The sequence below is a fragment of the Pseudoalteromonas 'SMAR' genome (assembly GCF_048515945.1).
GTDB lineage: Bacteria > Pseudomonadota > Gammaproteobacteria > Enterobacterales > Alteromonadaceae > Pseudoalteromonas.
This window is the reverse complement of the sequence record NZ_JBLWMW010000012.1, coordinates 45779-70677: the sequence shown is the minus strand read 5'-3', so window position 1 is coordinate 70677 and position 24899 is coordinate 45779. Positions and strand designations below refer to the sequence as shown.

The window sequence follows — 24899 nt, the reverse complement described above, 5'->3', positions numbered from 1 at the left end:
TCAAAACGATAGGCCAGCTTGAACCGCTGGCCTAGTTTATTTTACCTAGTTAACTCGCCTCTTAAGCTGTCTTGCATTAAGTGTCTGACGGTCTCCAATTCCAACTGCTGACTAAATAAGTAGTGTAATTTAGTTAAACAGGCCTCTAAGGTCATGTCATAGCCACTGATCACGCCACAGTTGAGCAGCGCATTGCCCGTAGCATAGCCTCCCATATTGACCTTACCCTGAATACACTGAGTAAGATTAACAATCACCACACCACGGTCACTGATGGCTTGTAGCGCCTTGATAAAGTGTTCATCTTGTGGGGCGTTGCCGACGCCGAAGCTAAGGAGGATGAGGGCCTTAATATCGCCTTGGGTGATATTCTCTAGCACTTCAGTGGCAATGCCAGGATACAAATGCATCACCGCAATGGGCTGGGAGGTCACTTTGGTGACTTGCAAGCTTTGCTCAACATAGGGACTGAGTTTGCCTTCGATTAATTGAATGTTGATCCCAGCCTGCGCCAACGGTGCAAGATTAGGGGAGGCGAAGGCATCGAAGCCATCGGCGTGGGCTTTAATGGCCCGGTTACCACGATAGAGTTTATTATTGAAAAATAGGCTCACTTCCGCAATCGGGTAGTTAGCGGCTAAATACATGGCATTGAGTAAATTCACTTGACCATCGGAGCGCAGCTGCGACAGTGGGATTTGCGAGCCGGTAACAATCACCGGTTTGGTCAAGTTCTCAAACATAAACGACAAGGCAGAAGCAGTATAGGCCATGGTATCGGTACCATGGAGCACCACAAAGCCATCATAGTCATGGTATTTAGCCTGAATATCATCGGCGATTAACTGCCAATGGTGGGGCGACATGTCTGAAGAGTCAATTAAGGGACAATATTCATGAATGTCAAACAGTGGCATTTCGTCACGGGTAAATTCGGCATTGTTTTTAACGGTATCAGTGAGGTAGCCGGCAACGGGAACATAGCCTCGGCTCGATTGTTTCATACCAATGGTACCGCCAGTGTAGGCGATGTATATTTTTTTTCTTTTCATAAAAAAGCCCAGAAATCTATCTGGGCTCAGTATAACAAGTGTGGCGCTACAATTGCAGCGTTGCGAGTAATTTACTCAGGTAGGGTATTACACACCAAGCAAATGGAGTAAACATGGTTAGGATCGTTTAACTGTTGCAACATCTTACTCTGCTGCTCGACCTCAGAGCCAATTTCGCCAATACGCTGCAAGGCACCTTGAGTGAAGGTTAATGAGCTTGGCGTGATAGCCTGCATTACCTGCTGTACCATGGCGGTACCAAAGATTTGTTGTATCAACTTTTCTTGCTCGCTTAGCTTTTGCTCTATGGTGATAACGTCATACATTTCTAGACTGGCTAACTGTGCAGCTGCAGCGATAGCGTCGTCTTTGTTGCCGAGTTTATCTACTAAACCAAACTCTTGCGCTTGCGTTGCTAACCAAACACGGCCTTGCGCTACGTCATTCACTGCGGCTTTATCAAGATTACGCTCTTTGGCTACCATGGAAATAAACTTGTCATAGGCATCTTCTACGCCCATCTGAATTAACTGGGCATAGCTGTCGTTAATACCTCGAAGTGGCGATTGACCGCCAAGCTCTGTGGTTGCCACGCCGTCTGAATGGATCCCTAATGAGTTAGCAGCCTCTTCGAAGGTTAATATCATGCCAAACACGCCAATAGAGCCTGTGATGGTACTTGGCGATGCCCAAATCTCATTGGCTGAAGCGGCAATCCAATAGCCGCCAGAAGCCGCTACTGAGCCCATTGACGCTACCACCGGTTTACCGGCTGCTTTAAGTGCTTCTACTTCATTGCGAATGGTCTCCGAGGCGAACATGCTGCCGCCGCCCGAGTCGATACGTAATACCACGGCTTTAACTTTGTCATTGACACGAGCGCGTTTCAACAGCGCGGCGGTTGAGTCACCACCGATGGCACCGGCTTTGCGTTTACCGTCGGAAATTTGACCTTTAGCGACGATCACGGCGACCTTTTCAGTAAATGGGTTATTGGCCAGCTCTTTTGGTGCTAGGGTCGATAAATATTGTTTGAAACTAACTTGCTTGAATGACTTGCCTTTGCTGTCTAAGCCCACGCGGTCAATCAGTTTTTGCGCAAATTCTTGGTTGGTTTCAAGGCTATCTACCCACTGGTTCTGCAGGGCATATTGTGCGGAATCGCCTTTTACGGCGGCCATTTTATCCGTTAAGGCTGCCAAGGTTTCATCAAAGTTTGCTGCGCTAAAGCCACGACTTGCAGCGACTTCTTGTTTATATTGTTGCCAAAGCGGGGTGATCCAGCCAAGGTTTGACTCTTTGGCTTGTGGCGACATGTCGTTACGGATATACGGCTCCACCGCCGATTTGTAGGTACCAACACGGAAAATATGTTGGGTAATTTTGAGTTTTTCTAGCGCTTCTTTAAAGTACACCGGGTACATGGCAAAGCCTTTAATGCCTACGCCGCCATAGGGATGAAGTGATACTTCATCGGCGGCAGCAGCAATGTAGTACTGAGCCTGGCTATAGTAAGCACCGTGTGCATAAACGGTTTTGTCTGCGGCTTTAAAGCGTTCTATGGCGTCTTTAATGTCTCTTAATTTATCTAAGTGAGCACTGTGTAGTCGTTGCAAGTCTAAATACAGCGCCGTTATCTTGTCGTCCTTGGCGGCCTTATTAATCACGTCGATAATGTCGTCGAGTAAGATTTCTCTCGGCTCATTAGAGTCACTTAAGGTATCGCTCATTGCCGATTCAATGGGGTCGACATAAGTCAACTGCTCTACCACAACACCATTGAGGTTTAAACGCAGAATACTTTTGTCTTCAATACGGACTTCATCGTCACCAGAGCCAATACTCATGATGATGGCTATAACAATAATGAAGAATAATATGTTGAGCACCAAGCGCCGTGAAAAATTAATCGTGGCCCAGATACCTTTAAATATATTTGCTATCAGTTTCAAAATGTTCCCTTATGCTTGCATACTAAACATCGATACAATTTCATGTATTTATCATATATCAGACTTTAATGCATGAATAATAGAAAAACGTAACGAAGTATTTTGTCGTTCACTTTCTCGGCAAAATTACTGGATTTGTGAAATTTCTTGCTTAGAGGTACTTGCCAAATACTAAAAAAACGTTAATGTTCACAGGTAAGACCAGTATCAATGGGGCATCCGATGTTAGAACAACAATTACAACTTAAACATACAAGTTTACGAAATCGCCTGGTGATGGGCTCCATGCACACCGGGCTGGAAGAAGGGTGGCATAACCGAAAGCGGCTTGCGGCGTTTTACGAAGAACGCGCTAAAGGCGGCGTTGGTTTGATCGTTACCGGCGGCTACAGTCCTAACTTGCGTGGTAAATTAACGCCTATTTCGTCATCATTCAACAGCTACTATGATGTCCTAAAGCATAAAGCCTACACCAATGTGGTGCATAAACATGGCGGTAAAATCTGTCTGCAACTGTTGCACGCTGGGCGTTACGCCTATCACCCGTTTAATACCGCTCCGAGTGCCATTAAAGCGCCGATTAATCCTTATACGCCAAAAGCAATGAGCGTAAGCAGTATTAAAGGCACCATTAAAGATTTTGCCAAATCAGCAAAGCTGGCTGAAAAAGCCGGCTACGATGGCGTTGAGATCATGGGCTCAGAGGGGTATTTAATCAATGAGTTTATGGCCAATCACACCAATAAGCGCAGCGATGAATATGGTGGCAGTCTAGAAAACCGCATGCGCTTAGCGGTTGACATCGTCAAGGCGGTTCGTGCCCAAGTCAGTGATAACTTCATGATCATCTTCCGGTTATCGGTGATGGATTTAATTCCGAATGGCTCTACGGCAGAAGAGGTTAGTCTGCAAGCCAAAGCATTGGTTGCCGCTGGGGTTGATATCTTAAATACCGGTATTGGCTGGCATGAAGCCCGCGTGCCCACCATCGCTTCCATGGTACCGCCAGGAGCTTACCGTGAGGCCTCTCATCGCCTAAAACAAGCCGTAGATGTGCCGGTTGTGGCGGTTAACCGAATTAATACCCCGGAGCTTGCCAACGATATTTTAACCAGTGGCGATGCCGATCTTATTTCTATGGCCAGACCTTTACTGGCAGATCCTGAGTTTTTTAACAAATATCAAGAGCAACGTAGCGAGCAAATTAATATTTGTATTGGCTGCAACCAAGGCTGCCTTGACCATGTGTTTAAAGGCAAACGGGCAACCTGTTTGGTGAACCCACAGGCCGGCTTTGAGTTGGACTATCCACTGGAAAAAGCCGCTAAGCAAAAACAAGTATTGGTGGTTGGTGCCGGGCCTGCAGGCTTATCAGTGAGCTATTACTTGGCGAAAAAAGGGCACCAAGTCAAGCTCATAGACAAAAACCAAGAGTTAGGTGGGCAGTTTAATCTGGCCATGCGGATCCCGGGTAAAGAAGATTTTCAACATACTTTGCGTTACTACGTTAGCGAAATTAAGCGTCTAGGAGTAGAGCTCTGTTTAGATACCGCCTATCAAGCCGATATGGCCAAAGAATTTGATGATGTTGTCTTTGCCACAGGCGTTAGCCCACGCATGTCGCGCATTGAGTGTGATGATGGTAAACGAGTGTTTGCCTATGATGAAGTGATCAAAGGCGAAGTTGAACTGGGTGAAAAAATTGCCATTTTAGGCGCTGGTGGCATTGGTTTTGATATGGTGGCGTTTTTAACCGAGCAACGTCAGCAGTCCATCCCAGACTTTAAATCGCAGTGGGGTATCGAGTGTGAGGCGACCCCTTCACAAGAGCAGCGGCAACTGTATATGCTGAAGCGCTCGCCGGGTCGTTTCGGTAAAGATCTGGGTAAAACCACAGGCTGGATCCATCGTGCCGTTGCTAAGCATCATAATGTTAAACAGATTGCAGAGTGTGAATACCTGAGCTTTAACAACCAGGGCCTGACCATCAAAGTTGCTGGAGAAGAGCAGGTGCTGGATGTGGATACGGTGGTGGCGTGTATTGGTCAAGTCTCTAATGATGACTTATTCGATAAAGAAAGCTTACCAGACAATCAACACGTTATTGGCGGAGCAAAATTGGCGGCAGCCATCGATGCCAAGCGTGCCATCTATGAAGCTTTACAGGTTGCCCGTAAGATTTAATTGAAATACGGCAGCAAGATTGGCGGTCTATACTCATAATTAAACACTAATTATGGACCGCCTATGTTTTCTCACCTTGTACAGCACTACAACAAACTTATCTCTAGTAGCCAACTATTCAGTGGCTTAGCCCCGCTTTTTTTTCGGCTCATCCTTGGCCCGGTGATGATCATTGCAGGCTTCAATAAGCTTAACTTAAGCAATGAAGAGCTCGATTTTTTCGCTCGCTTGTCAGCCGATGCCAATGTCGTGGCTTGGTTTGGTAATACCGAGTGGGGCTTGGGCTTGCCATTTCCCGAACTGTTGGCTTTTTTAGCAGGCTGGAGTGAGTTTTTAGGTGGGATTTTATTGTTGCTGGGCTTAATGACGCGTGTGGTGGCCATACCGCTTATGATCACCATGTTAGTGGCTGCAACCACAGTGCATATGGACAATGGCTGGTTTGCTATTACCCCTACAAACCCAGATACCAGCGCGGCTAAGGTGTTTCATTGGTTAGGTTTTGAGGCCGCCACGGCCAGTTTAGAAAACAGCAAAGCAGCTGCGGAGCGCCTAGCACTAATCAAGTCGATAGTGGCTGACCATGGCAAACCTAGCTATTTGTATGAAAAAGGCAACATTGCCATCTTAAACAATGGCATGGAATTCTCACTTAGCTACTTTGTGATGTTGTTATCGTTGTTTTTTACTGGTGCTGGGCGCTATTTCAGTGCTGATTATTGGCTAAGGCGTGCGTTTTGCAATAATCGATAACAGCAACGCATTACAGTGGCATGGCTAAACGTTTGACTAGATGAAATTTATCAGCCTGCAAGGGCTGTTACACGTAGTCTCAGTGCCTCTGAAGTGATAAACTCTTGAGTTAGCAAGAATGATTCTTTTTCAAATATGGGACGATTCAATGGATGCCATAGAATTACTGTTAACTCGCCAGTCAGACAGCAACCTTTCTTTTCCAGGACCCTCGGCAAAACAACTGGAAATAATTCAAAAAGCCGCGCTTAAGGTGCCCGACCATGGCGGCTTAAGACCATTTTGTTTCATTGTGGTGGCTGAGCAAGGGCGTGAAAAACTGGGGGAGATCTTTCATCGAGCGGCGGTGGCGGAGCAACAAGAGCAACGCATTATCGACAGAGCAAAGGATTTACCGCAACGTGCCCCTATGTTGATCATTGCCGTTTCACCATATCAAACCCACCCTAAAGTTCCCCGTATTGAGCAAATTCAAAGTGCTGGGTGCAGTGTTTTGGCAATGCAACAAGCGGCCTTCGCGCAAGGGTTATCTGGTATTTGGCGCACCGGTTATTTTGCTCAAAGCGCAACGGTAAAAACCGAGCTAGGTCTTGACGAAAAAGATGAAATTGTCGGCTATCTTTATCTAGGCACACCGACGGTGCAATGCACCAAACCGGTTCGAAATCAACCACAAGACTTTTTTACTTGGCTTTAAAGGACAACCAGATGGCATTACATGTAATTGATCACCCTCTAGTGCAGCATAAATTAGGGCTATTGCGTGAGCAGGGCATTTCGACCAAGAATTTCCGTGAAATTGTCTCAGAAGTTGGCAACCTGCTGAGCTATGAAGCAACAAAAGATCTGACCTTAAGCGATCAGGTTATCAATGCCTGGGATGGTAATGAGTTAACGGTAAAACGCTTAACCGGCAAGAAAATTACTTTAGTGCCAATTTTGCGGGCCGGACTTGGCATGTTAGACGGCGTATTACAGCTAATTCCTGCCGCTAAGGTGAGTGTGGTGGGACTGCAGCGAAACGAAGAAACTCTCGAGCCGGTGCCTTATTTTGAAAAGTTAGTGGGTAATATTGATGCTCGCTTAGCCTTGGTGGTCGACCCTATGTTGGCAACCGGTGGCTCGCTGATTGCAACCATTGATATGCTAAAAAAAGCAGGCTGTAAAGAGATCCGTGCGATTGTGCTGGTAGCGGCACCTGAAGGGGTTAAAGCGGTGGCAGCCGCGCACCCAGATGTGGCAATTTATACCGCCTCCCTAGACAGCCACTTAGATGACAAGGGGTACATTGTTCCAGGCCTTGGCGATGCCGGAGATAAAATCTTTGGTACTCGACTGGGCTAAAGCCGCATTATTACTAATAGCCTCATAAGGCTTTTCATAAAATAAAAAAGCTACTCACCATGGAGTAGCTTTTTGGTTTCTATAAAAGAAAGGAAGCGGTACTAGAAGTAGCCACGAATGCCCAGTTTTACATTACGGCCAGGCAGCGGTGCTTGTTCCTTAATGAAAGAGCTATGAACAAAGCCCAGTTCATCGGTGAGGTTTTCTAAATTGACATAACCCACCATGTCGTTGCCAAGCAACTCGAAGTCATAATTAAAAGTCATATCAACCAAGGTATAGCTCTGAGTTTTACTCTCATAGCTGGCGATATTATCTTGCTCAAGATAATGGGTTACGCTGAAGTTAGCGGTAAGGTTGTTGTAGCGATGCTGATAATCAACGCCCAACTTGTTACTTGGAATACGTGGTAAGTATTCATCGTTATCCAGCTTTGCTGTTAATGAATCACCAAACACTTTCACGCGGGCGTAGTCATTGATTTTATAATGCGCATCAAACTCCAAACCGTAAAGCTTAGCGTCGCTGCTTTCGAATTTAAACACTGAAAGGGCATCGGCATGCTCATGATCCGCCAGCTCTAACCCGTGCTCTGGACTAAAGATATAGTCGGTAGCAGCCTGGTAATAAAAGTTTTCAATGTCATTGTAGAAAACGTTGACGGTATAACCGAAATCACCTGAGAACTTTCTGAAGCTAATGTCGAGGTTATTCGCTGTCTCTTGCTCTATATGTTGCGGTTCAAAGTGCAGGTGATCGCCTTCTAATTCATAACCTAATCCAAGCTCGTAGGTGCTGGTTGCAATGTGTAAACCATTTGACAAGAGCTCAGCAGTTAGCGGTGCACGCTCAGAACGCGACAGTGACACAGCAAGGTTCTGTCCCTCATCAAGCGTATAGACACCGCCCACAGACAGGCTTAAATTGGTCATATCCAGTTCATAAGCCACAAAACCGGCATCAATGCTATGATCTTGGTGGCCATGGCCATGGCCATGGTCATGGTCATGATCGTGCTCATCGCCATGGTCGTCATGTTCTTCATGATCCCCTGCATGGCTCGACAATGTATAATCTTCAACGCGAGCACCTAACTCCAGCAAGAAGTCACCGTATTGACGCTCTTCTAAGATGTAAAAAGCATGAGTTTTAGTGTTGGTCGCTGGTGTAAAGGCTTCTGCACCGTCGGCAGCATAATCACTGTCAGCATAATGGTAACCCAGAGTGCCGTGCCACTCACCTAAACGGTGCTCGGCGGTCAGGCGAAGCTCAGTGGTTTCATTGCTAAATACAGTGCCTATTGCACCACCTTCAATCTCAGCGTGTTCGTAATCGGTATAGCCTAAGCGTGCCGTAACGGATTCTATCCACTCGCTGTGTACAGCATAATTGGCCAGAGCTTGCCACCTGTCTTGTTTCACGCGAGCAAATACAGCATCTTCATGTTCAGCGTGTTCATCGACATGTTCTTCATGCTCTTCATGTTCAGCGTGTTCATCGGTATGTTCTTCATGTTCATCGTGACCGTGGTCGTGGCCAACATGAGAGTGGGCTGGAATACCATAATCGGTATCGATACGGCCATAAGATACGCCTAGAGTAAGATGATCGCCAACGTAGCTGGTACCAATATTAAATTGTTCCGAGTCGATAAAGGTATTATCGACTTTATTGGAGTATTCTAGCTTGTGCTCTTCGTGCTCTTCTTCATGGCCGTGCTCAGCGTCATGATCATGTTCTTCATGTTCATCTTCGTGTTCATCGTGAGGTAAAGGGAAGTTTGGCGTTTCATAGTCTCCGCCTTTGCGTTTAACGCCATCAAAATGAAAGTTAAAACCCTCGTTACCAGTTTCTAGTAACACCGCGAAAGTATTGCTATTGGAATTTGTATCGTGGCTATACTCTGCAGCCCCATGGGGAGCATCAATGACATCAGTAGGGATACGGTTATCAACCACATTGACTACACCACCAATGGCACCAGAGCCATAAAGTAATGTTGCTGGACCACGCAGTACTTCGATTTGCTGAGCGGCTAATGAGTCGTTGCTGTTAGCGTGATCCGGGCCAACTCGTGAGGCATCGCTGCTGTCTAAGCCATTTTGGGTGATTTTTACCCGTGGGCCACCGAGGCCACGGATAATAGGGCTTGAGCTCACAGGACCAAAATAACTGGCATTAATACCTGGTTGGCCCTTTAAGGTTTCACCTAGGGTAGGCTTAGCACGGTTCTTTAATTCATCACCACTTAAGACACTGACTGGTGAAGTCATTTCCATGCTGTTTTTGTGCAGTGCCGATGAATACACCACAATGGTTTCTACTGAGGTAGGTTTAAGCTGAACTTTGACATAACCCTGAGATTCTGTGACTTGGATACGTTGGTCGAGGTAATTGGGCTTACTAATGTGTAGCTGCGCATCGGCATCAAGGTTGATAGTAAACTGACCATTTTTATCAGACTGAACGCTCTGACTTTTACCGTGCAGGTGAATGGTTGCATTACTGAGTGGTTGGTTGTTGGCATCAACAACTTTGCCTGCTAACTGGGCTGCGTAGGCTGGTGCTGCACTGACTGCAGAAATGATAGCACCTGCGATAATAGACTGCTTAAACATAAATGGTTACCACGGATTAATTTGTGTATGAATGCGACGTTAAGTATCAATAAAACGGTGATAATATAACACTACAATTTGGCACGATCAATAACGTTATACTATCACTTTATAGTTGTTGAAATGGTAATAGCTTCTATAGTGTTATTATCAACTTAAGCATCGCGATAGATATGAATAAGCCTTTTGTTTTTAAAGCGAGAATCAAAGTGGCGGATCTATTTCATCATAGCCACCATGAAGAAGCCTTTACCACGGCCATGTTAAGTAAAGAAAGCACGGAACATTTTGCCATGAAGCTGCTTGGTATTTGTGCGCTTTCTTATGAGCAGCACGCCAGTTGGAGTAAGTCGGAAGAAAAGCTGCAGCCCGATGTTTGGCTTTGCGATGAGCAAGGGGAGGTTAACGTGGCCCTGTACCTTGGCTTATTGGAGCTAGAAGAGATAGTTAAGCTTGATAAGCGCTATAGCAAATTGGTGCTATTGGCAGTTGATGCTGATAATTGGTATCAACAAAAGCAGATGCAATTACAGTTTATTGAGAGCTTAAGTGTGTTTAGTATTCCTCATAGCTTTATCAGCGACTTATGTGAAATGTTGCAGCGCAGTTTGCATTGGGACGTCATTATTGACGAGGGCACCATCAGTGTCACCGATGAAAAGCACTATATACGTGCGGCAGTGACTAAACTGCAATAGTGCTTAGGCTGCTAAGGCAAGGCGATTTTTATATCACTGCAGGGTTTGCTGCAGCAAAGCAGTACCTCACCATCACGGACAAATGCCAATGGCTCGTTGATGTATTCTGTGGAGCCGCTCAGTAGTTTGGCACGGCAAGCGCCACAAAAGCCTTCACGACATTGATAGGGAACTTCTACTTTGGCCTGTTCCAGCGTTTCTAAAATCGAAGACGCAGAAGCCACGTATTGCAGTGGCTCCTGAAGGGGTTCGATGTGGATCAAAAAAGGGGGCTTTTCAACCATTACAGGTCGAAGTCACCAAACTCAGAAGCATCCACTTCAGAGTCTATTTGACCTACCAAGTAAGAGCTGATCTCAGCTTCTTGTGGTGCTACTTGCACGTTGTCAGAAACCAACCAGGCGTTGATCCACGGGATCGGGTTTGACTTAGTTTCAAACTGAGTCGGCAGTCCCACGGCGGCCATACGAATATTGGTAATGTATTCGACATACTGACATAGAATGTCTTTGTTAAGGCCAATCATGGAGCCGTCTTTAAATAGGTACTCTGCCCATTCTTTTTCTTGCTCAGCCGCTTCAACGAACATCTTCACTGCTTCATCATGGCACTGAGCTGCAACAATCGCCATTTCTGGGTCGTCTTTGCCTTCTTGCATAATATTGAGAATATGCTGAGTGCCCGATAAGTGTAATGCCTCATCGCGGGCGATGAGTTTGATGATTTTGGCATTGCCTTCCATCAGCTCACGTTCTGCAAATGCAAATGAACAGGCGAAGCTAACATAAAAACGAATGGCTTCAAGAATGTTTACCGACATGATGCAAAGATAAAGCAACTTCTTCAGCTCAAACAGATTGACGTTCACTGTTTGGCCATTGACCTCGTGCTTGCCTTCGCCATATTGGTTGTAGAGACTGACTTTTTCAATCAACTCATCGTAATATTTGGTCACCGCATCAGCACGTTCAACGATTTTATCGTTACCGACAATATCATCAAAGATCACTTCAGGATTTTGTGTCACATTACGAATAATGTGGGTGTATGAGCGGCTATGGATCGTCTCACTGAAAGCCCAAGTTTCAATCCAAGTCTCAAGCTCTGGAATAGACACAATGGGCAGCAACGCAACATTCGGTGAGCGACCTTGTACGCTGTCGAGCAGCGTTTGGTATTTAAGGTTACTCAAGAAAATGTGTCTTTCGTGCTCTGGTAGTGCCTGAAAATCAAGTCGGTCTTTACTGACATCCACTTCTTCAGGGCGCCAGAAAAAAGACAGCTGCTTCTCGATTAACTTTTCAAAAATAGGGTACTTTTGTTGGTCATAGCGAGATACATTAACAGTTTGTCCGAAAAACATCGGCTCTTGTAGTTGATTGTTATGATGTCTGCTAAACGTCGAATATGCCATAAATGTGTTACTCAATGCCTAAAAAAGCGGGTGGGGAACACCCGCATTAAAAGTTATATTTTACAAGCGCCGCCTTCACAACCATCGTCTTCGACTTCTGGTTTGAGCTCATCTTGTGCGTCGGACGCACCATCGCGTGTATTATGGTAGTAAAGGGTTTTAACCCCAAGCTTGTACGCTGTCAGTAAATCTTTTAGCAACAGCTTCATAGGTACTTTACCACCTTCAAACTTAGTTGGATCATAATTGGTGTTCGCTGAGATGGTTTGGTCAACGAATTTTTGCATAATACCAACCAGAGTTAGATAGCCATCGTTAGATGGAATATCCCACAACAGCTCGTAGTTATCCTTGAGGCGATCGTACTCAGGCACAACCTGCTTCAAAATACCGTCTTTACTGGCTTTAACACTAATGTGACCGCGTGGTGGTTCAATCCCATTGGTGGCATTAGAGATTTGTGAAGAGGTCTCCGAAGGCATTAACGCCGACAAGGTTGAGTTACGCATGCCGTGCGCTTTAATGCTTTCTCTGAGGCCATCCCAATCAAGGTGCAAAGGCTCATCACAGGCTTTATCCAAGTCACGCTTGTAGGTGTCAGTTGGCATAATGCCTTGCGAGTATGTGGTTTCGTTGAACTTAGGACACGCGCCACGTTCTTTTGCCAACTCGTTTGAGGCTTTCATCAAGTAGTATTGAATCGCTTCAAAAGTTTTGTGAGTTAAGCTGTTTGCGCTGCCATCTGAATACTTAACGCCATTCTTAGCAAGGTAGTAGGCATAGTTGATAACACCAATACCTAGGGTTCTACGACCCATGGTGGCGTTGTAGGCTGCAGGCACTGGGTAATCCTGATAATCCAATAAATTATCCAGGGCACGCACCGCCAGCTCCGCTAACTCTTCTAATTCATCAAGCGATTTTATGGCACCTAAATTAAAGGCTGACAGTGTACACAGCGCAATCTCACCCTCAGGGTCGTTAACATGACTAAGCGGCTTAGTAGGAAGAGCAATTTCCAAACACAAGTTCGACTGACGAATTGGTGCAACCTTAGAGTCAAACGGACTATGGGTGTTGCAGTGGTCAACGTTTTGTAAGTAAATACGACCCGTGCTAGCGCGCTCTTGGGCAAACATAGAGAACAGCTCAATGGCTTTGATGCGCTTCTTGCGGATCGACTCATCTTGCTCGTATTGCACGTAAAGTTGTTCGAACTTTTCTTGGTCTTCAAAGAACGCGTCGTACAGGCCTGGCACATCCGATGGGCTGAACAAGGTAATGTAGTCGTCTTTAATCAAACGGCTGTACATGGTCTTGTTGAATTGCACGCCATAATCTAAGTGACGTACCCGGTTTTCTTCAACACCGCGGTTATTTTTCAATACCAAGAGGTTTTCAACTTCAAGGTGCCATAATGGGTAGAATAGGGTTGCAGCACCACCGCGCACACCGCCTTGAGAGCAGCTTTTCACTGCTGTTTGGAAGTGCTTGTAAAAAGGAATACAGCCAGTGTGGTATGCCTCGCCATTGCGAATTGGGCTACCCAGTGCACGGATACGACCAGCATTGATACCAATACCTGCGCGTTGACTGACGTATTTGACAATAGCAGACGAGGTAGCATTGATTGAGTCGAGGCTATCGCCACATTCAATAAGTACACATGAACTAAATTGTCTGGTTGGTGTACGCACGCCAGCCATAATTGGTGTTGGCAGCGAAATCTTAAAGGTCGATACAGCGTCATAGAAACGCTTGATGTAGTCAAGACGCGTTTCTTTGGGATAGTTTGAAAATAAGCTCGCTGCCACTAGCACGTACAAAAACTGCGCACTCTCATAGATTTCACCGGTGACACGGTTTTGCACAAGGTATTTACCTTCAAGCTGTTTAACCGCAGCATAGCTGAAATTCATATCGCGCTGATGATCAATGTAGTTGTTAAGCTCGTCAAACTCTTCGCGAGTATAATCAGCCAGTAGATGCTGATCGTAGCGCTGGTCTTCAACTAACTTAACGACATGATCGTAAAGATGTGGCGGCTCGAAGCAGCCATAGGCCTTTTTACGTAAATGGAAAATGGCTAGGCGCGCAGCTAAATATTGGTAATCAGGTGACTCTTTAGAAATCAAATCAGCCGCAGCTTTAATGATGGTTTCATGAATGTCACCAGTACGAATACCGTCATAGAACTGGATATGAGACTTCAATTCGACCTGAGACACAGAAACGTTATCTAGTCCTTCTGCCGCCCATGTGATGACACGATGGATTTTCTCTAGGTCTAACGGTTCTTTGCGACCGTTTCTTTTGCATACAGATAGCTGTTGGTTCATATGTATGTGCCTGTATTCCTTAGGAACGCGCTTATTATGGTATCGCACGATGTAAATTGATTAGCAAACCACCACTATATATGGTGCCCTAGTAGCTAGGGATCACAAGATAGTGGGGTTAGCGTTAATTTGCAAGAGAACAACTTCAGTGCGATTGTGGATAAGTTTGGGATAATTTCATAATGTTAGGAGCTACTAACCTATGACTATCGGCTTATCTACTAGCAAAGAAAAATCAACTCTAAGATCGTCATTTTCTGCAAAATATAAAAAATTTTTTAACTGATTTTTTTCTACACAAATTCGTATCTATTATAGCAAAAACACAATATATGGGTATTTATTGTTTTTATACCACTATATGTGCGTAAGTAGCGCCATTGGGTTAGTAAGATAAAGATCCGCCTGCCAGGCCAACGCTTGCTGCTTTGAAGGAATAAACCCCCACATTGCCGCGGCACTGATCATATTTGCAGATTTAGCAGCAATAATGTCGCGCTCGGCATCGCCGACGTAAATACATTCATGAGCTGCAACCCCAAGCTTCTCGGCCACCAGCAGAAGAGGCTCTGGGTGAGGTTTAGCCACTTTCAGCGTATCGCCGCACACAACCGCTTCAATAGTCGCGAGCTCTGCTATGTGTGTTAGTAACGGAAATGTTAAAAACTCGGGTTTGTTGGTCATTATGCCAACGGCGATACCGCGCGCTTTAAGATTGCTCAATAACTCGGCGACTCCAGCAAAACAATGGGAGTGAACGGCAAGATTATCTTGATAATGATCCAGCACTGCTTGGCGTAATTGCTGTTTATCAAAGCGCGCTAAGTCATCGCCAAACCCCACTTCAAGTAGCGCGGCAACGCCATTGGAAATGGCACTGCTGTAAACGCTCTTACTGACCTTAGGAAGCTGCTTGCTGGTGAGGACATGATTTAACGCCGCACCGAGATCATCACTGGTGTCTAACAGTGTGCCATCTAAATCAAATAGAACTGCTTTGATCATGCTAGCTTCTCAAAATGAAGAATATAATTCACCGACACGTCTTTACTAAGATTAAAGGTTTTAGTCAGTGGGTTATAATTGATCCCCGTGGCCGCGCGGACTTTTAGGCCATACTGTTCAGCCCAAGTGATTAAGGTGGAAGGGCGAATGAATTTATCGTGCTCGTGGGTGCCTTCTGGTACCATTTTCATTACTTTTTCGGCCGCAACAATGGCCAATAAATAGGCTTTAGTGGTTTTGTTTAGGGTTGAGAAAAACACCTGACCACCGGGTTTAACCAATTGCGCCACAGCGCGGATAATAGACTCAGGGTCGGGCACGTGTTCGAGCATTTCCATGCAGGTCACAACATCAAAGGTTGCCGGGTTTTCTGCAGCATATTGTTCTACTGGCACCTTTTGGTATGCGACCTTAACGTTGGCTTCTAGGGCGTGCAGCTTAGCAACATTCAGAGGCTCTTGGCCCATATCGATGCCGGTGGCATCCGCGCCCATTTTCGCCATGCTTTCAGTTAAAATTCCACCCCCGCAACCAACATCCAGTACTTTCTTGTCGAACAGGCCTTGGCTTTTGTCATTAATAAAGTCTAACCGTAAAGGATTGATGTCGTGCAGCGGCTTAAACTCACCGTCTTTATCCCACCAGCGCTCAGCGATGTCTTCGAATTTCGCGATTTCAGTTGGGTCTACATTTTGATGTTCGGTCATAAAAAACTTCCTCGTTTAATTGAGCGCATTATAAAGGGGATTAGATAAAAATAGCACCTGTAAAACAGCAAAAAGTGTGATAGCATGCTTGTTGAATTTAATAATAAACAAAGCCCCTGACGGTACTCTGAGGCAATTCAGCTACTTTTTAAAGCGTGTTTTTGACGCTTTTAATAAAACAGCAATTTGACGTTCAGAATGCAGCTTTTCACCAGCTGTAGTGTGACACAAATGGGGTGGACACTGAAGGAAAGTGGAGTCAAATGTCTGATCTCGCCAATGAAATCCTGCCAGTCAATATCGAAGATGAACTAAAAAATTCATACCTTGATTACGCCATGAGTGTGATCGTAGGGCGTGCATTACCTGATGTGAGAGACGGTTTAAAACCGGTTCACCGTCGGGTGTTATTCGCCATGAATGAACTAAAGAATGACTGGAATAAACCGTATAAAAAGTCTGCTCGTGTGGTAGGTGACGTCATCGGTAAATATCACCCACACGGTGATAGCGCGGTATACGACACTATCGTACGTATGGCGCAGCCTTTCTCACTCCGTTATATGCTTGTCGATGGCCAAGGTAACTTTGGTTCCGTAGATGGTGACTCAGCAGCGGCAATGCGTTATACCGAAGTCCGTATGGCTAAAGTAGCGCACGAGCTGTTGGCCGACCTCGAGAAAGAAACCGTTGATTATGTGCCAAACTACGACGGCACAGAACAAATTCCAGATGTGTTGCCAACCAAAATTCCAAACTTATTGGTCAATGGCTCCTCGGGTATTGCGGTTGGTATGGCCACCAACATTCCCCCTCATAACTTAACCGAGGTGGTCAATGGCTGTTTAGCGGTGATCCAAAACCCTGACATCACCATTGAAGAGCTGATTGATTACATTCCGGGTCCGGACTTCCCAACCGCTGCTATCATCAGTGGTAAAAAAGGCATTGAACAGGCTTACAAAACCGGTCGTGGTAAAGTGTATATCCGTGCCAAAGCGGAAATCGAAGTAGACGACAAAACCGGCCGTGAGACCATTGTGGTCAATGAGATCCCTTATCAAGTTAACAAAGCGCGCTTAATCGAAAAAATCGCCGAGCTGGTTAAAGATAAAAAGATTGAAGGGATCAGTGCTCTGCGTGATGAATCTGACAAAGACGGTATGCGTATCGTCATTGAAGTGAAGCGCGGCGAAGTCGGTGAAGTGATCCTCAATAACCTGTATGCCCAAACTCAGTTGCAAACGGTGTTTGGTATTAACATGGTGGCGTTGGATAATAATCAGCCAAAATGCTTTAACCTAAAAGAAATGCTCGAAGCGTTTATTGTGCACCGCCGTGAAGTGGTAACACGCCGTACGGTATTTGATCTCCGCAAAGCCCGTGATAGAGCGCATACCCTGGAAGGTCTAGCCATCGCGCTGGCGAACATCGACCCGATCATCGAACTTATTCGAAAATCACCCACTCCAGCAGAGGCAAAAGCAGCCTTAACTGCACGCTCTTGGGAGCTAGGTAACGTTAAGTCGATGCTAGACAGAGCCGCTGGTGAAGAAAACATCGCGCGCCCTGATTGGTTAGCAGCCGAGTTGGGTATTCGTGACGGTCAGTATTACTTATCTGAGCAACAAGCCCAAGCCATTCTCGACTTAAGACTACACAAGCTGACTGGTCTTGAGCATGAGAAAATTCTTGGCGAATATAAAGAACTACTAGAGCTGATTGCCGAGCTACTTTACATTCTCTCTTCACCAGAGCGTTTGATGGAAGTGATCCGTGATGAGCTGGCCTTGGTTAAAGAAGTGTATGGCGATGAGCGTCGTACAGAAATCACCGCTGCGGCCCATGACATTAGTCTGGAAGACCTAATCAACGAAGAAGATGTGGTAGTGACATTGTCTCACGAGGGCTATGTTAAGTACCAACCTCTTAGTGACTATGAGGCGCAGCGCCGTGGTGGTAAAGGCCGCTCAGCCACTAAGATGAAAGATGAAGATTTCATCGAGCGACTGCTTGTGGCTAACACCCATGACACCATCCTGTGTTTCTCTACTGCAGGACGATTATATTGGTTGAAAGTGTATCAGCTACCACTGGCATCACGCGCTGCTCGTGGCAAGCCAATCGTTAACTTACTACCACTGGAAGCCGATGAACGTATCACCACGATTTTACCGGTGCGTGAATACGAAGAAGACAAGTTTATTGTCATGGCGACAGCCAGCGGTATTGTCAAGAAGACGCCACTTACGGCCTACAGCCGACAACGTGCGAGTGGCATCATCGCAATTAACCTCAATGAAGGCGATAGTCTAATTGGTGCTCGCATCACCACAGGTGAAGACGACATCATGCTATTTACCGAACACGGCAAGGTAGTGCGTTTCAATGAGAAACAACGCGACGCTGAAAGCGGTGAAGTTAAACGCGACCCTGAAACCGGTGAAGAACTGCTAGCATTGCGTCCAATGGGCCGTACTGCGACAGGTGTACGTGGTATCAAGATGCCAGACGACGTCAAAGTAGTATCGTTAATAGTACCGCAAGGGGATGGCGCGATCCTGACCGTAACGGAAAATGGCTATGGTAAACGCACACCGTTAGAAGAGTATCCGGCCAAGAGCCGAGCGACACAAGGTGTGGTGTCAATTAAAGTGACTGAGCGTAATGGCTCTGTGGTCGGTGCGGTACAGGTGGATAATAATGACGAAATCATGCTTATCTCAAACCGTGGTACCTTAGTTCGAACTCGAGTCAACGAAGTGTCTACGGTAGGACGTAATACCCAAGGTGTTATTCTTATCCGTACCATGGAAGATGAGAAAGTGGTCGGGCTGCAACGCATCGAAGAGATCGAAGTAGAAGACCTTCCTGAGGGAGAAGTGGTGGATGTCCCTGAAGCGGACGAAACAGCGGATCCTAGCTCTGAGGAATAACTCAGAAAAATAGCTAAAAAGCGACTTCGGTCGCTTTTTTTATGTCTGCAGCATTTTTCATGGATTTGCTACTATGACTCAGGCCCTAAGGCTGATATATTTTTTGCTATTGAAATTGGTTCGCTAACGAATGTTCGGTGATATTGGGCCATGCCATTCACACTGGCTGACACGGTATCGTTTATTTTTGGAATGAGGATAATTATGACGGTTTATAACTTTTGCGCAGGTCCGGCTATGCTGCCGGTAGAAGTAATGAAAAAAGCGCAAAAAGAGTTTTTAGATTGGCAAGGTCTAGGGGTATCGGTGATGGAAGTCAGCCACCGCTCCCAGCCTTACCTGGAAATGGCAAAAGCCTGTGAGGCCAGCTTACGCCGCTTAATGAACATATCAGACGAATTTGAAGTGTTATTTATGCACGGTGGCGGCCGTGGTCATTTCTCGGCTGTGCCGTTAAACTTGCACCAAGACAATGCTCCAGGGGTGTATATTGAAAACGGTATCTGGTCCACTGGGGCCACTAAAGAAGGAGCTAAGTTTACACAAACGCAAGCGCTCAATATTCGTCGCGACGAGGATAATACCTTTGATATTTTGCCGGTCTCACAATGGCAATTGCCTGAGCAAGCTTCTTATATTCATTATTGTCCCAATGAAACCATCGATGGCATTGAAATATTTGAGGTGCCAAAGCACCCCTCTGCACCGATTGTGGCCGACATGTCATCCAATATCTTATCGCGAGAGATCAATGTTGATGATTTCGACCTAATTTATGCCGGCGCGCAGAAGAACATTGGGCCGTCGGGGTTAAGTATTGCCATCGTTCGAAAAACCTTGTTAGAGCGAAAGGGCCTACCGCGTCCAGCAATACTGGATTACGCCATCGAAGCACAGCAACAAAGTATGTATAACACGCCACCGACGTTTGCCTGGTATTTAGCCTACGAGGTGTTTAAGCATTTAGAAAGTATCGGTGGTGTTAAAGCCATGGAAGCACATAATAAAGAAAAAGCTGCTGTGTTATATAACTACATCGATAGTTCCGATTTTTATAGCAATAAGGTGGCTAAACATTGTCGCTCGTTGATGAACGTACCGTTTTGGCTCAAAGACGAGAGCTTAAATCAAACGTTTTTAGCGGCCGCAGAGAAAAACGGCCTGATTGCCCTTGAAGGGCACCGTTTTGTTGGTGGTATGCGTGCTAGCATTTACAACGCCATGCCAATTGCCGGGGTTAAAGCCTTAGTTGAGTTCATGGATAAGTTTGCCAAGGAGCACAGTTAATGGAACAGCTTACGCTTAACCCCATTACTAAGGTGGCTGGCAGTGTTACCTTGCCGGGCTCAAAAAGCTTATCGAATCGCATTTTATTACTGGCTGCTCTGTGTCAAGGAACCACCAAAGTAACCAACTTATTAGACAGCGATGACATTCGCCACATGCTTGGCGCCCTGACTCAGCTTGGCGTCGAAGTCAGCCTCGAAGAAAATAATACCGTGGCCTATGTTAAAGGCAATGGCGGCGCGTTTTCCTCGCCCTCCGAGCCCTTGTTTTTAGGTAACGCCGGCACAGCATATCGGCCGTTAACTGCGGTGTTAGCTGCTATTCCTGGAAAGTATCAACTCATTGGTGAGCCCCGTATGGAAGAGCGTCCTATTGGCCACTTAGTGGATGCCATGCAGGCGCTGGGCAGTGATATTCGCTACTTAAAACATAAGGACTACCCACCCCTTGATATTACCGGGCAGTTATTAACTGGGGGAGAGGTGACAATAGACGGTAGTATTTCCAGCCAGTTCTTAACCGCTTTGCTCATGGCGGCGCCGCTCTTTAGCGGTGATACTAAGATCACTATTAAAGGTGAGCTGGTCTCCAAGCCCTATATTGATATTACCATCGGTGTCATGGCCCATTTTGGTGTTAGCGTCGACAATCACAACTATCAACAGTTTGTGGTAAAAGCAGGGCAGCGTTATCGCTCTCCTGGCAGCATTATGGTGGAAGGTGACGCTTCATCGGCTTCCTACTTCATCGCCGCAGCCGCAATCGCCGGTGGCGAGGTGGAAATCAATGGTGTGGGCAAACAAAGCGTTCAAGGCGATATTGGTTTTGCCAATGTGATGGAGCAAGTTGGTGCCGAGATCGATTGGTATGACGAACGCATTGTGGTCCGTAAAGGCCACTTAAAGGGGGTTGATATCGATGCCAATGCCATCCCAGATGCGGCAATGACGCTGGCAACCGTGGCCTTGTTTGCAGAGGGGAAAACCGCTATTCGCAATATTTACAACTGGCGAGTAAAAGAAACCGATCGCCTAAGTGCAATGGCTACAGAGTTAAAAAAAGTGGGGGCAGAGGTGGTAGAAGGGCACGACTACATTGAAATTGCACCTCCCAAGCAGTTCCATCTTACCGACGTCGATACCTACAATGACCATCGCATTGCAATGTGCTTTTCAATGGTGGCCGTCGGAGGTCAAACCATCACCATTAACGATCCGAAATGTACCGCTAAAACCTTTCCGAGCTACTTTACTGTGCTGGAAAGCATCAGCCAATATTAACCCCTGCAGCGGTGTCTAATGACACCGCTGTAACCGCATTGACCGGCCATTCTGGGCACTTTTTCATTGCCAGAACCTTACTACCATGTTGCTGTAATATTAAGTAATAATTTGACATATAACAAAAAGTCGCAGGTAAATAAGGATATATTCATTAAATTAACGTATACTGTGCGCCGTCAAAAACAGGTGAGCATTTTTAGGAGGTCTAAATGCAGGCAGCTATGCCAGTTATCACCGTCGACGGCCCAAGTGGTTCAGGCAAAGGAACTGTTTGTCGCTTGTTAGCTGAAACTTTAAATTGGGATGTATTAGATAGTGGCGCAATATACCGCGTATTGTCGTTGGCGGCGCTACATCATCAGATAGCCACCGATAACGAAGAAGCTTTGGTGCCATTAGCCGCGAATCTCGACGTGCAATTTAGCATTGATAAAGAATCTAAAAAGAGCAAAATTGTACTCGAGGGCGAAGACGTTACTAACACCATCCGCAACGAGGAAGTGGGCGCTGCGGCGTCGAAAATTGCAGCCTTACCGCGAGTAAGAGAAGCATTACTAAGACGACAAAGAGCGTTTCGCAGTGAAAACGGCCTGATTGCCGATGGCCGTGATATGGGCACTGTGGTCTTTCCGGATGCGGAATTAAAAATATACCTCACAGCGAGCGCTGAAGAGCGGGCTCGTAGGCGCTTTGTTGAGTTGAATGAAAAAGGCCATGATGTTACACTAAGTGGTCTGTTAGAAGACATTAAAGCTCGCGATGATCGCGATATGAATCGCAAGGTTGCCCCATTAGTTCCTGCAAGCGATGCAGTCGTCGTAGATACGACGGATTTCAACGCTTCGCAAGTGTTCGAACAGGTTATGTCTTTTATTCAGGACGCCATTGTGGCTGGTAAACTTCCCAAGGGCTGTTTACCAAAATAAATGATTTAATGGCACAGGCAGGAGGCCAGTGTTTTTTTAACAACCCCATGCAGCATGGTTGCTAATTGGAAATTTAACTTTATAGAGACGTATTTAGTATGTCAGAAAATTTTGCGCAGTTATTTGAAGAAAGCCTACAGGGTTTTGAAGTTGAGCAAGGCTCAATCGTTAAAGGTACAGTAATCGCTATCGAGAACAACGTTGTTCTTGTTGATGCTGGCCTTAAGTCTGAAAGTGCAATCCCTGCAGAGCAATTCAAAAATGCTGCTGGTGAACTAGAAGTTGCCGTAGGCGACGAAGTAGACGTAGCACTAGACGCAATCGAAGACGGTTTCGGTGAAACGATTCTTTCTCGTGAGAAAGCGAAGCGTCACGAAGCTTGGATCCGTCTTGAGAAAGCATGTGAAGAGCAAGAGACTGTTACTGGTGTTATCAACGGTAAAGTTAAAGGCGGTTTCACTGTTGAAGTTGATTCAATCCGTGCCTTCCTACCTGGTTCACTTGTTGATGTTCGTCCAGTACGTGACACAACTCACCTTGAAGGTAAAGAGCTTGAGTTCAAAGTAATCAAGCTTGACCAAAAACGTAACAACGTTGTTGTTTCTCGCCGTGCAGTTATCGAATCAGAGAACTCACAAGAGCGTGAAGAGCTTCTTGCTAACCTTGTTGAAGGTCAAGAAGTTAAAGGTATCGTTAAGAACCTTACTGACTACGGTGCGTTCGTTGACCTTGGTGGTGTTGACGGTCTACTACACATCACAGACATGGCGTGGAAGCGTGTTAAGCACCCTTCAGAAATCGTTAATGTTGGCGACGAAATCGCAGTTAAAGTTCTTAAATTCGACAAAGAAAAGACTCGTGTATCTCTAGGCCTTAAACAGCTTGGCGAAGATCCATGGGCAGCTATCGCTGGTCGTTACCCAGAAGGTTCTAAGCTTTCTGGTCGTGTAACTAACCTTACTGACTACGGTTGTTTCGTTGAAATCGAAGAAGGCGTAGAAGGTCTAGTACACGTTTCTGAAATGGATTGGACTAACAAGAACATCCACCCTTCAAAAGTTGTTTCACTAGGTGACACTGTTGAAGTTATGGTTCTTGAAATCGACGAAGAGCGTCGTCGTATTTCTCTTGGTCTTAAGCAATGTATTGCTAACCCATGGCAAGAATTTGCTCGTCTACAAAACAAAGGCGACCAAGTTACTGGTAAGATCAAATCAATCACTGACTTCGGTATCTTCATCGGTCTTGACGGTGGTATTGATGGTCTTGTACACCTTTCAGACATTTCTTGGAACACGCCTGGCGAAGAAGCTGTACGTGAATTCAAGAAAGGCGACGAAATCACTGCTATCGTATTACAAGTTGACCCAGAGCGTGAGCGTATCTCTCTAGGCGTTAAACAAATCGAAGCTGACCCATTCAATAACTACCTGGACGCAAACAAAAAAGGTGCTATTGTTAAAGGTAAAGTGACTGAAGTTGATGCGAAAGGCGCAACTGTTGAGCTTATCGAAGGCGTTGAAGGTTACATCCGTGTAGCTGATATCGCTCAAGAGCGTGTTGAAGATGCATCTTCAGTAGTATCTGCAGGTGACGAGATTGAAGCTAAATTTGTAGGTGTTGATCGTAAGAACCGTACTATCAGCCTATCAGTTAAAGCAATCTACGAAGCTGAAGAGAAAGAAGCGCTAGAGAAGCTTAAGAAAGAAGAGCCTGCGTTCGAAAACGCAATGGCTGCAGCTTTCAAAAATGCTCAAAAAGACTAATTAATCAGTCTTTAAAATTGGAAGGGCATTGAGCCCTTCCTTTTACATTTAAGGAAACGTTATGACAAAGTCTGAATTGATAGAACAACTTGCTCTGCAACACGCGCATGTCCCGGTAAAAGATGTAGAAAATGCAGTAAAAGAAATCCTTGAACAAATGGCTGGCTCATTATCAGACTCGGAACGCATTGAGATCCGTGGTTTTGGTAGTTTCTCGCTACATTATCGTTCACCGCGTACTGGTCGCAACCCAAAAACAGGTGAAACGGTCGAACTTGACGGCAAGTATGTTCCTCACTTCAAGCCGGGTAAAGAACTGCGCGACAGAGTTAACGAAAGCCTAAATAAATAGAACTAACGGAGCAAAACTTGGTTGCAGTATTAAAAAAGGGATTGGCTATTGTCGCGGTATTAATAGCATTTTTAGTTGGCACACAAAATCCACAACTTGTTGATGTTAGTTTTGTTATTGCCAGTACTGAACTGCCGCTTGCAACCTTAATGAGTATTTGTTTTGCACTAGGGCTGGTTGTTGGCCTACTTGTGACAGCCTCGGTGTTTTCTCGGCTAAAATGGCAAAATCATCGCCTGAAAAAAAATAATAGCAAGCTTAGCCAAGCAGCCGAACGCTAGTT

The 24899-nt window shown here is 45.7% G+C and carries 20 protein-coding genes; 12 read left to right on the top strand and 8 right to left on the bottom strand.

The genetic code is table 11. The features are described 5' to 3' along the window. Nucleotides 1-41: 41 nt before the first annotated feature. Complete coding sequence (gene ansA / locus ACNKW2_RS07440) at nucleotides 42-1052, bottom strand: asparaginase (protein ID WP_419147987.1); 1011 nt, start codon at nucleotides 1050-1052, stop codon at nucleotides 42-44. Between the two features lie 71 nt (nucleotides 1053-1123). Then, nucleotides 1124-2998 carry a signal peptide peptidase SppA gene (gene sppA, locus ACNKW2_RS07435; protein ID WP_419148002.1) on the bottom strand — a complete coding sequence of 625 codons (1875 nt, stop codon included), beginning with the start codon at nucleotides 2996-2998 and terminating at the stop codon, nucleotides 1124-1126. A 228-nt stretch (nucleotides 2999-3226) separates the two neighbouring features. Here sppA and ACNKW2_RS07430 point away from each other — a divergent pair, with 228 nt between their 5' ends. The 4 genes from ACNKW2_RS07430 to upp all read left to right on the top strand — a co-directional run bounded on the left by ACNKW2_RS07430 (nucleotide 3227) and on the right by upp (nucleotide 7285). Then, the gene (locus tag ACNKW2_RS07430) at nucleotides 3227-5188 is read left to right on the top strand and encodes an FAD-dependent oxidoreductase (protein WP_419147986.1); all 1962 of its coding nucleotides are present in this window, start codon (nucleotides 3227-3229) and stop codon (nucleotides 5186-5188) included. A gap of 63 nt (nucleotides 5189-5251) precedes the next feature. Beyond that, nucleotides 5252-5941: an HvfX family Cu-binding RiPP maturation protein gene (locus ACNKW2_RS07425; protein WP_419147985.1), complete on the top strand. Its 690-nt coding sequence runs from the start codon at nucleotides 5252-5254 to the stop codon at nucleotides 5939-5941. 148 nt (nucleotides 5942-6089) lie between these two features. Continuing rightward, on the top strand, nucleotides 6090-6638 hold the full coding sequence (locus ACNKW2_RS07420; protein ID WP_419147984.1) for an NAD(P)H nitroreductase: 549 nt from the start codon (nucleotides 6090-6092) through the stop codon (nucleotides 6636-6638). Nucleotides 6639-6649: 11 nt separating this feature from the next. Next, on the top strand, nucleotides 6650-7285 hold the full coding sequence (gene upp / locus ACNKW2_RS07415; protein ID WP_419147983.1) for a uracil phosphoribosyltransferase: 636 nt from the start codon (nucleotides 6650-6652) through the stop codon (nucleotides 7283-7285). A gap of 101 nt (nucleotides 7286-7386) precedes the next feature. Here upp and ACNKW2_RS07410 read toward each other — a convergent pair whose 3' ends face one another. Continuing rightward, nucleotides 7387-9903, bottom strand: a complete 2517-nt coding sequence (locus tag ACNKW2_RS07410; RefSeq protein WP_419147982.1) for a TonB-dependent receptor — start codon at nucleotides 9901-9903, stop codon at nucleotides 7387-7389. Between the two features lie 173 nt (nucleotides 9904-10076). Between ACNKW2_RS07410 and ACNKW2_RS07405 the strand changes: the two genes are divergently transcribed. Continuing rightward, entirely contained in the window at nucleotides 10077-10601 is a 525-nt protein-coding gene (locus ACNKW2_RS07405; RefSeq protein ID WP_419147981.1) for a YaeQ family protein, read from the top strand. An 11-nt stretch (nucleotides 10602-10612) separates the two neighbouring features. Here ACNKW2_RS07405 and yfaE read toward each other — a convergent pair whose 3' ends face one another. From yfaE to ubiG, 5 genes are all read right to left on the bottom strand, one after another. Beyond that, the gene (yfaE, locus tag ACNKW2_RS07400) at nucleotides 10613-10885 is read right to left on the bottom strand and encodes a class I ribonucleotide reductase maintenance protein YfaE (RefSeq protein WP_419147980.1); all 273 of its coding nucleotides are present in this window, start codon (nucleotides 10883-10885) and stop codon (nucleotides 10613-10615) included. After that, on the bottom strand, nucleotides 10885-12015 hold the full coding sequence (gene nrdB / locus ACNKW2_RS07395; RefSeq protein ID WP_419147979.1) for a class Ia ribonucleoside-diphosphate reductase subunit beta: 1131 nt from the start codon (nucleotides 12013-12015) through the stop codon (nucleotides 10885-10887). Before nrdB ends, yfaE begins: the two co-directional genes overlap by 1 nt. 53 nt (nucleotides 12016-12068) lie before the next feature. After that, entirely contained in the window at nucleotides 12069-14354 is a 2286-nt protein-coding gene (gene nrdA, locus ACNKW2_RS07390; protein ID WP_419147978.1) for a class 1a ribonucleoside-diphosphate reductase subunit alpha, read from the bottom strand. A 357-nt stretch (nucleotides 14355-14711) separates the two neighbouring features. Further along, the gene (locus tag ACNKW2_RS07385) at nucleotides 14712-15359 is read right to left on the bottom strand and encodes an HAD family hydrolase (protein WP_419147977.1); all 648 of its coding nucleotides are present in this window, start codon (nucleotides 15357-15359) and stop codon (nucleotides 14712-14714) included. Then, complete coding sequence (gene ubiG / locus ACNKW2_RS07380) at nucleotides 15356-16066, bottom strand: bifunctional 2-polyprenyl-6-hydroxyphenol methylase/3-demethylubiquinol 3-O-methyltransferase UbiG (RefSeq protein WP_419147976.1); 711 nt, start codon at nucleotides 16064-16066, stop codon at nucleotides 15356-15358. Before ubiG ends, ACNKW2_RS07385 begins: the two co-directional genes overlap by 4 nt. Nucleotides 16067-16329: 263 nt before the next feature. Here ubiG and gyrA point away from each other — a divergent pair, with 263 nt between their 5' ends. From gyrA to ACNKW2_RS07345, 7 genes are all read left to right on the top strand, one after another. Beyond that, nucleotides 16330-19002 carry a DNA topoisomerase (ATP-hydrolyzing) subunit A gene (gene gyrA, locus ACNKW2_RS07375; RefSeq protein ID WP_419147975.1) on the top strand — a complete coding sequence of 891 codons (2673 nt, stop codon included), beginning with the start codon at nucleotides 16330-16332 and terminating at the stop codon, nucleotides 19000-19002. A 204-nt stretch (nucleotides 19003-19206) separates the two neighbouring features. Continuing rightward, entirely contained in the window at nucleotides 19207-20289 is a 1083-nt protein-coding gene (gene serC, locus ACNKW2_RS07370; RefSeq protein WP_336566384.1) for a 3-phosphoserine/phosphohydroxythreonine transaminase, read from the top strand. Next, on the top strand, nucleotides 20289-21569 hold the full coding sequence (gene aroA, locus ACNKW2_RS07365; protein ID WP_419147974.1) for a 3-phosphoshikimate 1-carboxyvinyltransferase: 1281 nt from the start codon (nucleotides 20289-20291) through the stop codon (nucleotides 21567-21569). Before serC ends, aroA begins: the two co-directional genes overlap by 1 nt. Nucleotides 21570-21781: 212 nt before the next feature. Further along, the gene (gene cmk / locus ACNKW2_RS07360; RefSeq protein WP_336566381.1) at nucleotides 21782-22498 is read left to right on the top strand and encodes a (d)CMP kinase; all 717 of its coding nucleotides are present in this window, start codon (nucleotides 21782-21784) and stop codon (nucleotides 22496-22498) included. Between the two features lie 98 nt (nucleotides 22499-22596). Beyond that, nucleotides 22597-24264: a 30S ribosomal protein S1 gene (gene rpsA, locus ACNKW2_RS07355; RefSeq protein ID WP_419147973.1), complete on the top strand. Its 1668-nt coding sequence runs from the start codon at nucleotides 22597-22599 to the stop codon at nucleotides 24262-24264. Nucleotides 24265-24325: 61 nt separating this feature from the next. Beyond that, nucleotides 24326-24616 carry an integration host factor subunit beta gene (gene ihfB / locus ACNKW2_RS07350; RefSeq protein WP_336566379.1) on the top strand — a complete coding sequence of 97 codons (291 nt, stop codon included), beginning with the start codon at nucleotides 24326-24328 and terminating at the stop codon, nucleotides 24614-24616. A 17-nt stretch (nucleotides 24617-24633) separates the two neighbouring features. Beyond that, complete coding sequence (locus ACNKW2_RS07345; protein ID WP_336566378.1) at nucleotides 24634-24897, top strand: LapA family protein; 264 nt, start codon at nucleotides 24634-24636, stop codon at nucleotides 24895-24897. Nucleotides 24898-24899: the final 2 nt, after the last annotated feature.

What these genes read in the sequence shown, in the direction of transcription:
- nrdB (WP_419147979.1), bottom strand. Translation starts at nt 12,015, where the DNA reads ATGGCATATTCGACGTTTAGCAGACATCATAACAATCAACTACAAGAG.
- ihfB (WP_336566379.1), top strand. Translation starts at nt 24,326, where the DNA reads ATGACAAAGTCTGAATTGATAGAACAACTTGCTCTGCAACACGCGCAT.
- ubiG (WP_419147976.1), bottom strand. Translation starts at nt 16,066, where the DNA reads ATGACCGAACATCAAAATGTAGACCCAACTGAAATCGCGAAATTCGAA.
- serC (WP_336566384.1), top strand. Translation starts at nt 19,207, where the DNA reads ATGACGGTTTATAACTTTTGCGCAGGTCCGGCTATGCTGCCGGTAGAA.
- rpsA (WP_419147973.1), top strand. Translation starts at nt 22,597, where the DNA reads ATGTCAGAAAATTTTGCGCAGTTATTTGAAGAAAGCCTACAGGGTTTT.
- ACNKW2_RS07430 (WP_419147986.1), top strand. Translation starts at nt 3,227, where the DNA reads ATGTTAGAACAACAATTACAACTTAAACATACAAGTTTACGAAATCGC.
- gyrA (WP_419147975.1), top strand. Translation starts at nt 16,330, where the DNA reads ATGTCTGATCTCGCCAATGAAATCCTGCCAGTCAATATCGAAGATGAA.
- aroA (WP_419147974.1), top strand. Translation starts at nt 20,289, where the DNA reads ATGGAACAGCTTACGCTTAACCCCATTACTAAGGTGGCTGGCAGTGTT.
- ansA (WP_419147987.1), bottom strand. Translation starts at nt 1,052, where the DNA reads ATGAAAAGAAAAAAAATATACATCGCCTACACTGGCGGTACCATTGGT.
- upp (WP_419147983.1), top strand. Translation starts at nt 6,650, where the DNA reads ATGGCATTACATGTAATTGATCACCCTCTAGTGCAGCATAAATTAGGG.
- ACNKW2_RS07385 (WP_419147977.1), bottom strand. Translation starts at nt 15,359, where the DNA reads ATGATCAAAGCAGTTCTATTTGATTTAGATGGCACACTGTTAGACACC.
- nrdA (WP_419147978.1), bottom strand. Translation starts at nt 14,354, where the DNA reads ATGAACCAACAGCTATCTGTATGCAAAAGAAACGGTCGCAAAGAACCG.
- ACNKW2_RS07425 (WP_419147985.1), top strand. Translation starts at nt 5,252, where the DNA reads ATGTTTTCTCACCTTGTACAGCACTACAACAAACTTATCTCTAGTAGC.
- ACNKW2_RS07410 (WP_419147982.1), bottom strand. Translation starts at nt 9,903, where the DNA reads ATGTTTAAGCAGTCTATTATCGCAGGTGCTATCATTTCTGCAGTCAGT.
- cmk (WP_336566381.1), top strand. Translation starts at nt 21,782, where the DNA reads ATGCAGGCAGCTATGCCAGTTATCACCGTCGACGGCCCAAGTGGTTCA.
- yfaE (WP_419147980.1), bottom strand. Translation starts at nt 10,885, where the DNA reads ATGGTTGAAAAGCCCCCTTTTTTGATCCACATCGAACCCCTTCAGGAG.
- ACNKW2_RS07405 (WP_419147981.1), top strand. Translation starts at nt 10,077, where the DNA reads ATGAATAAGCCTTTTGTTTTTAAAGCGAGAATCAAAGTGGCGGATCTA.
- ACNKW2_RS07420 (WP_419147984.1), top strand. Translation starts at nt 6,090, where the DNA reads ATGGATGCCATAGAATTACTGTTAACTCGCCAGTCAGACAGCAACCTT.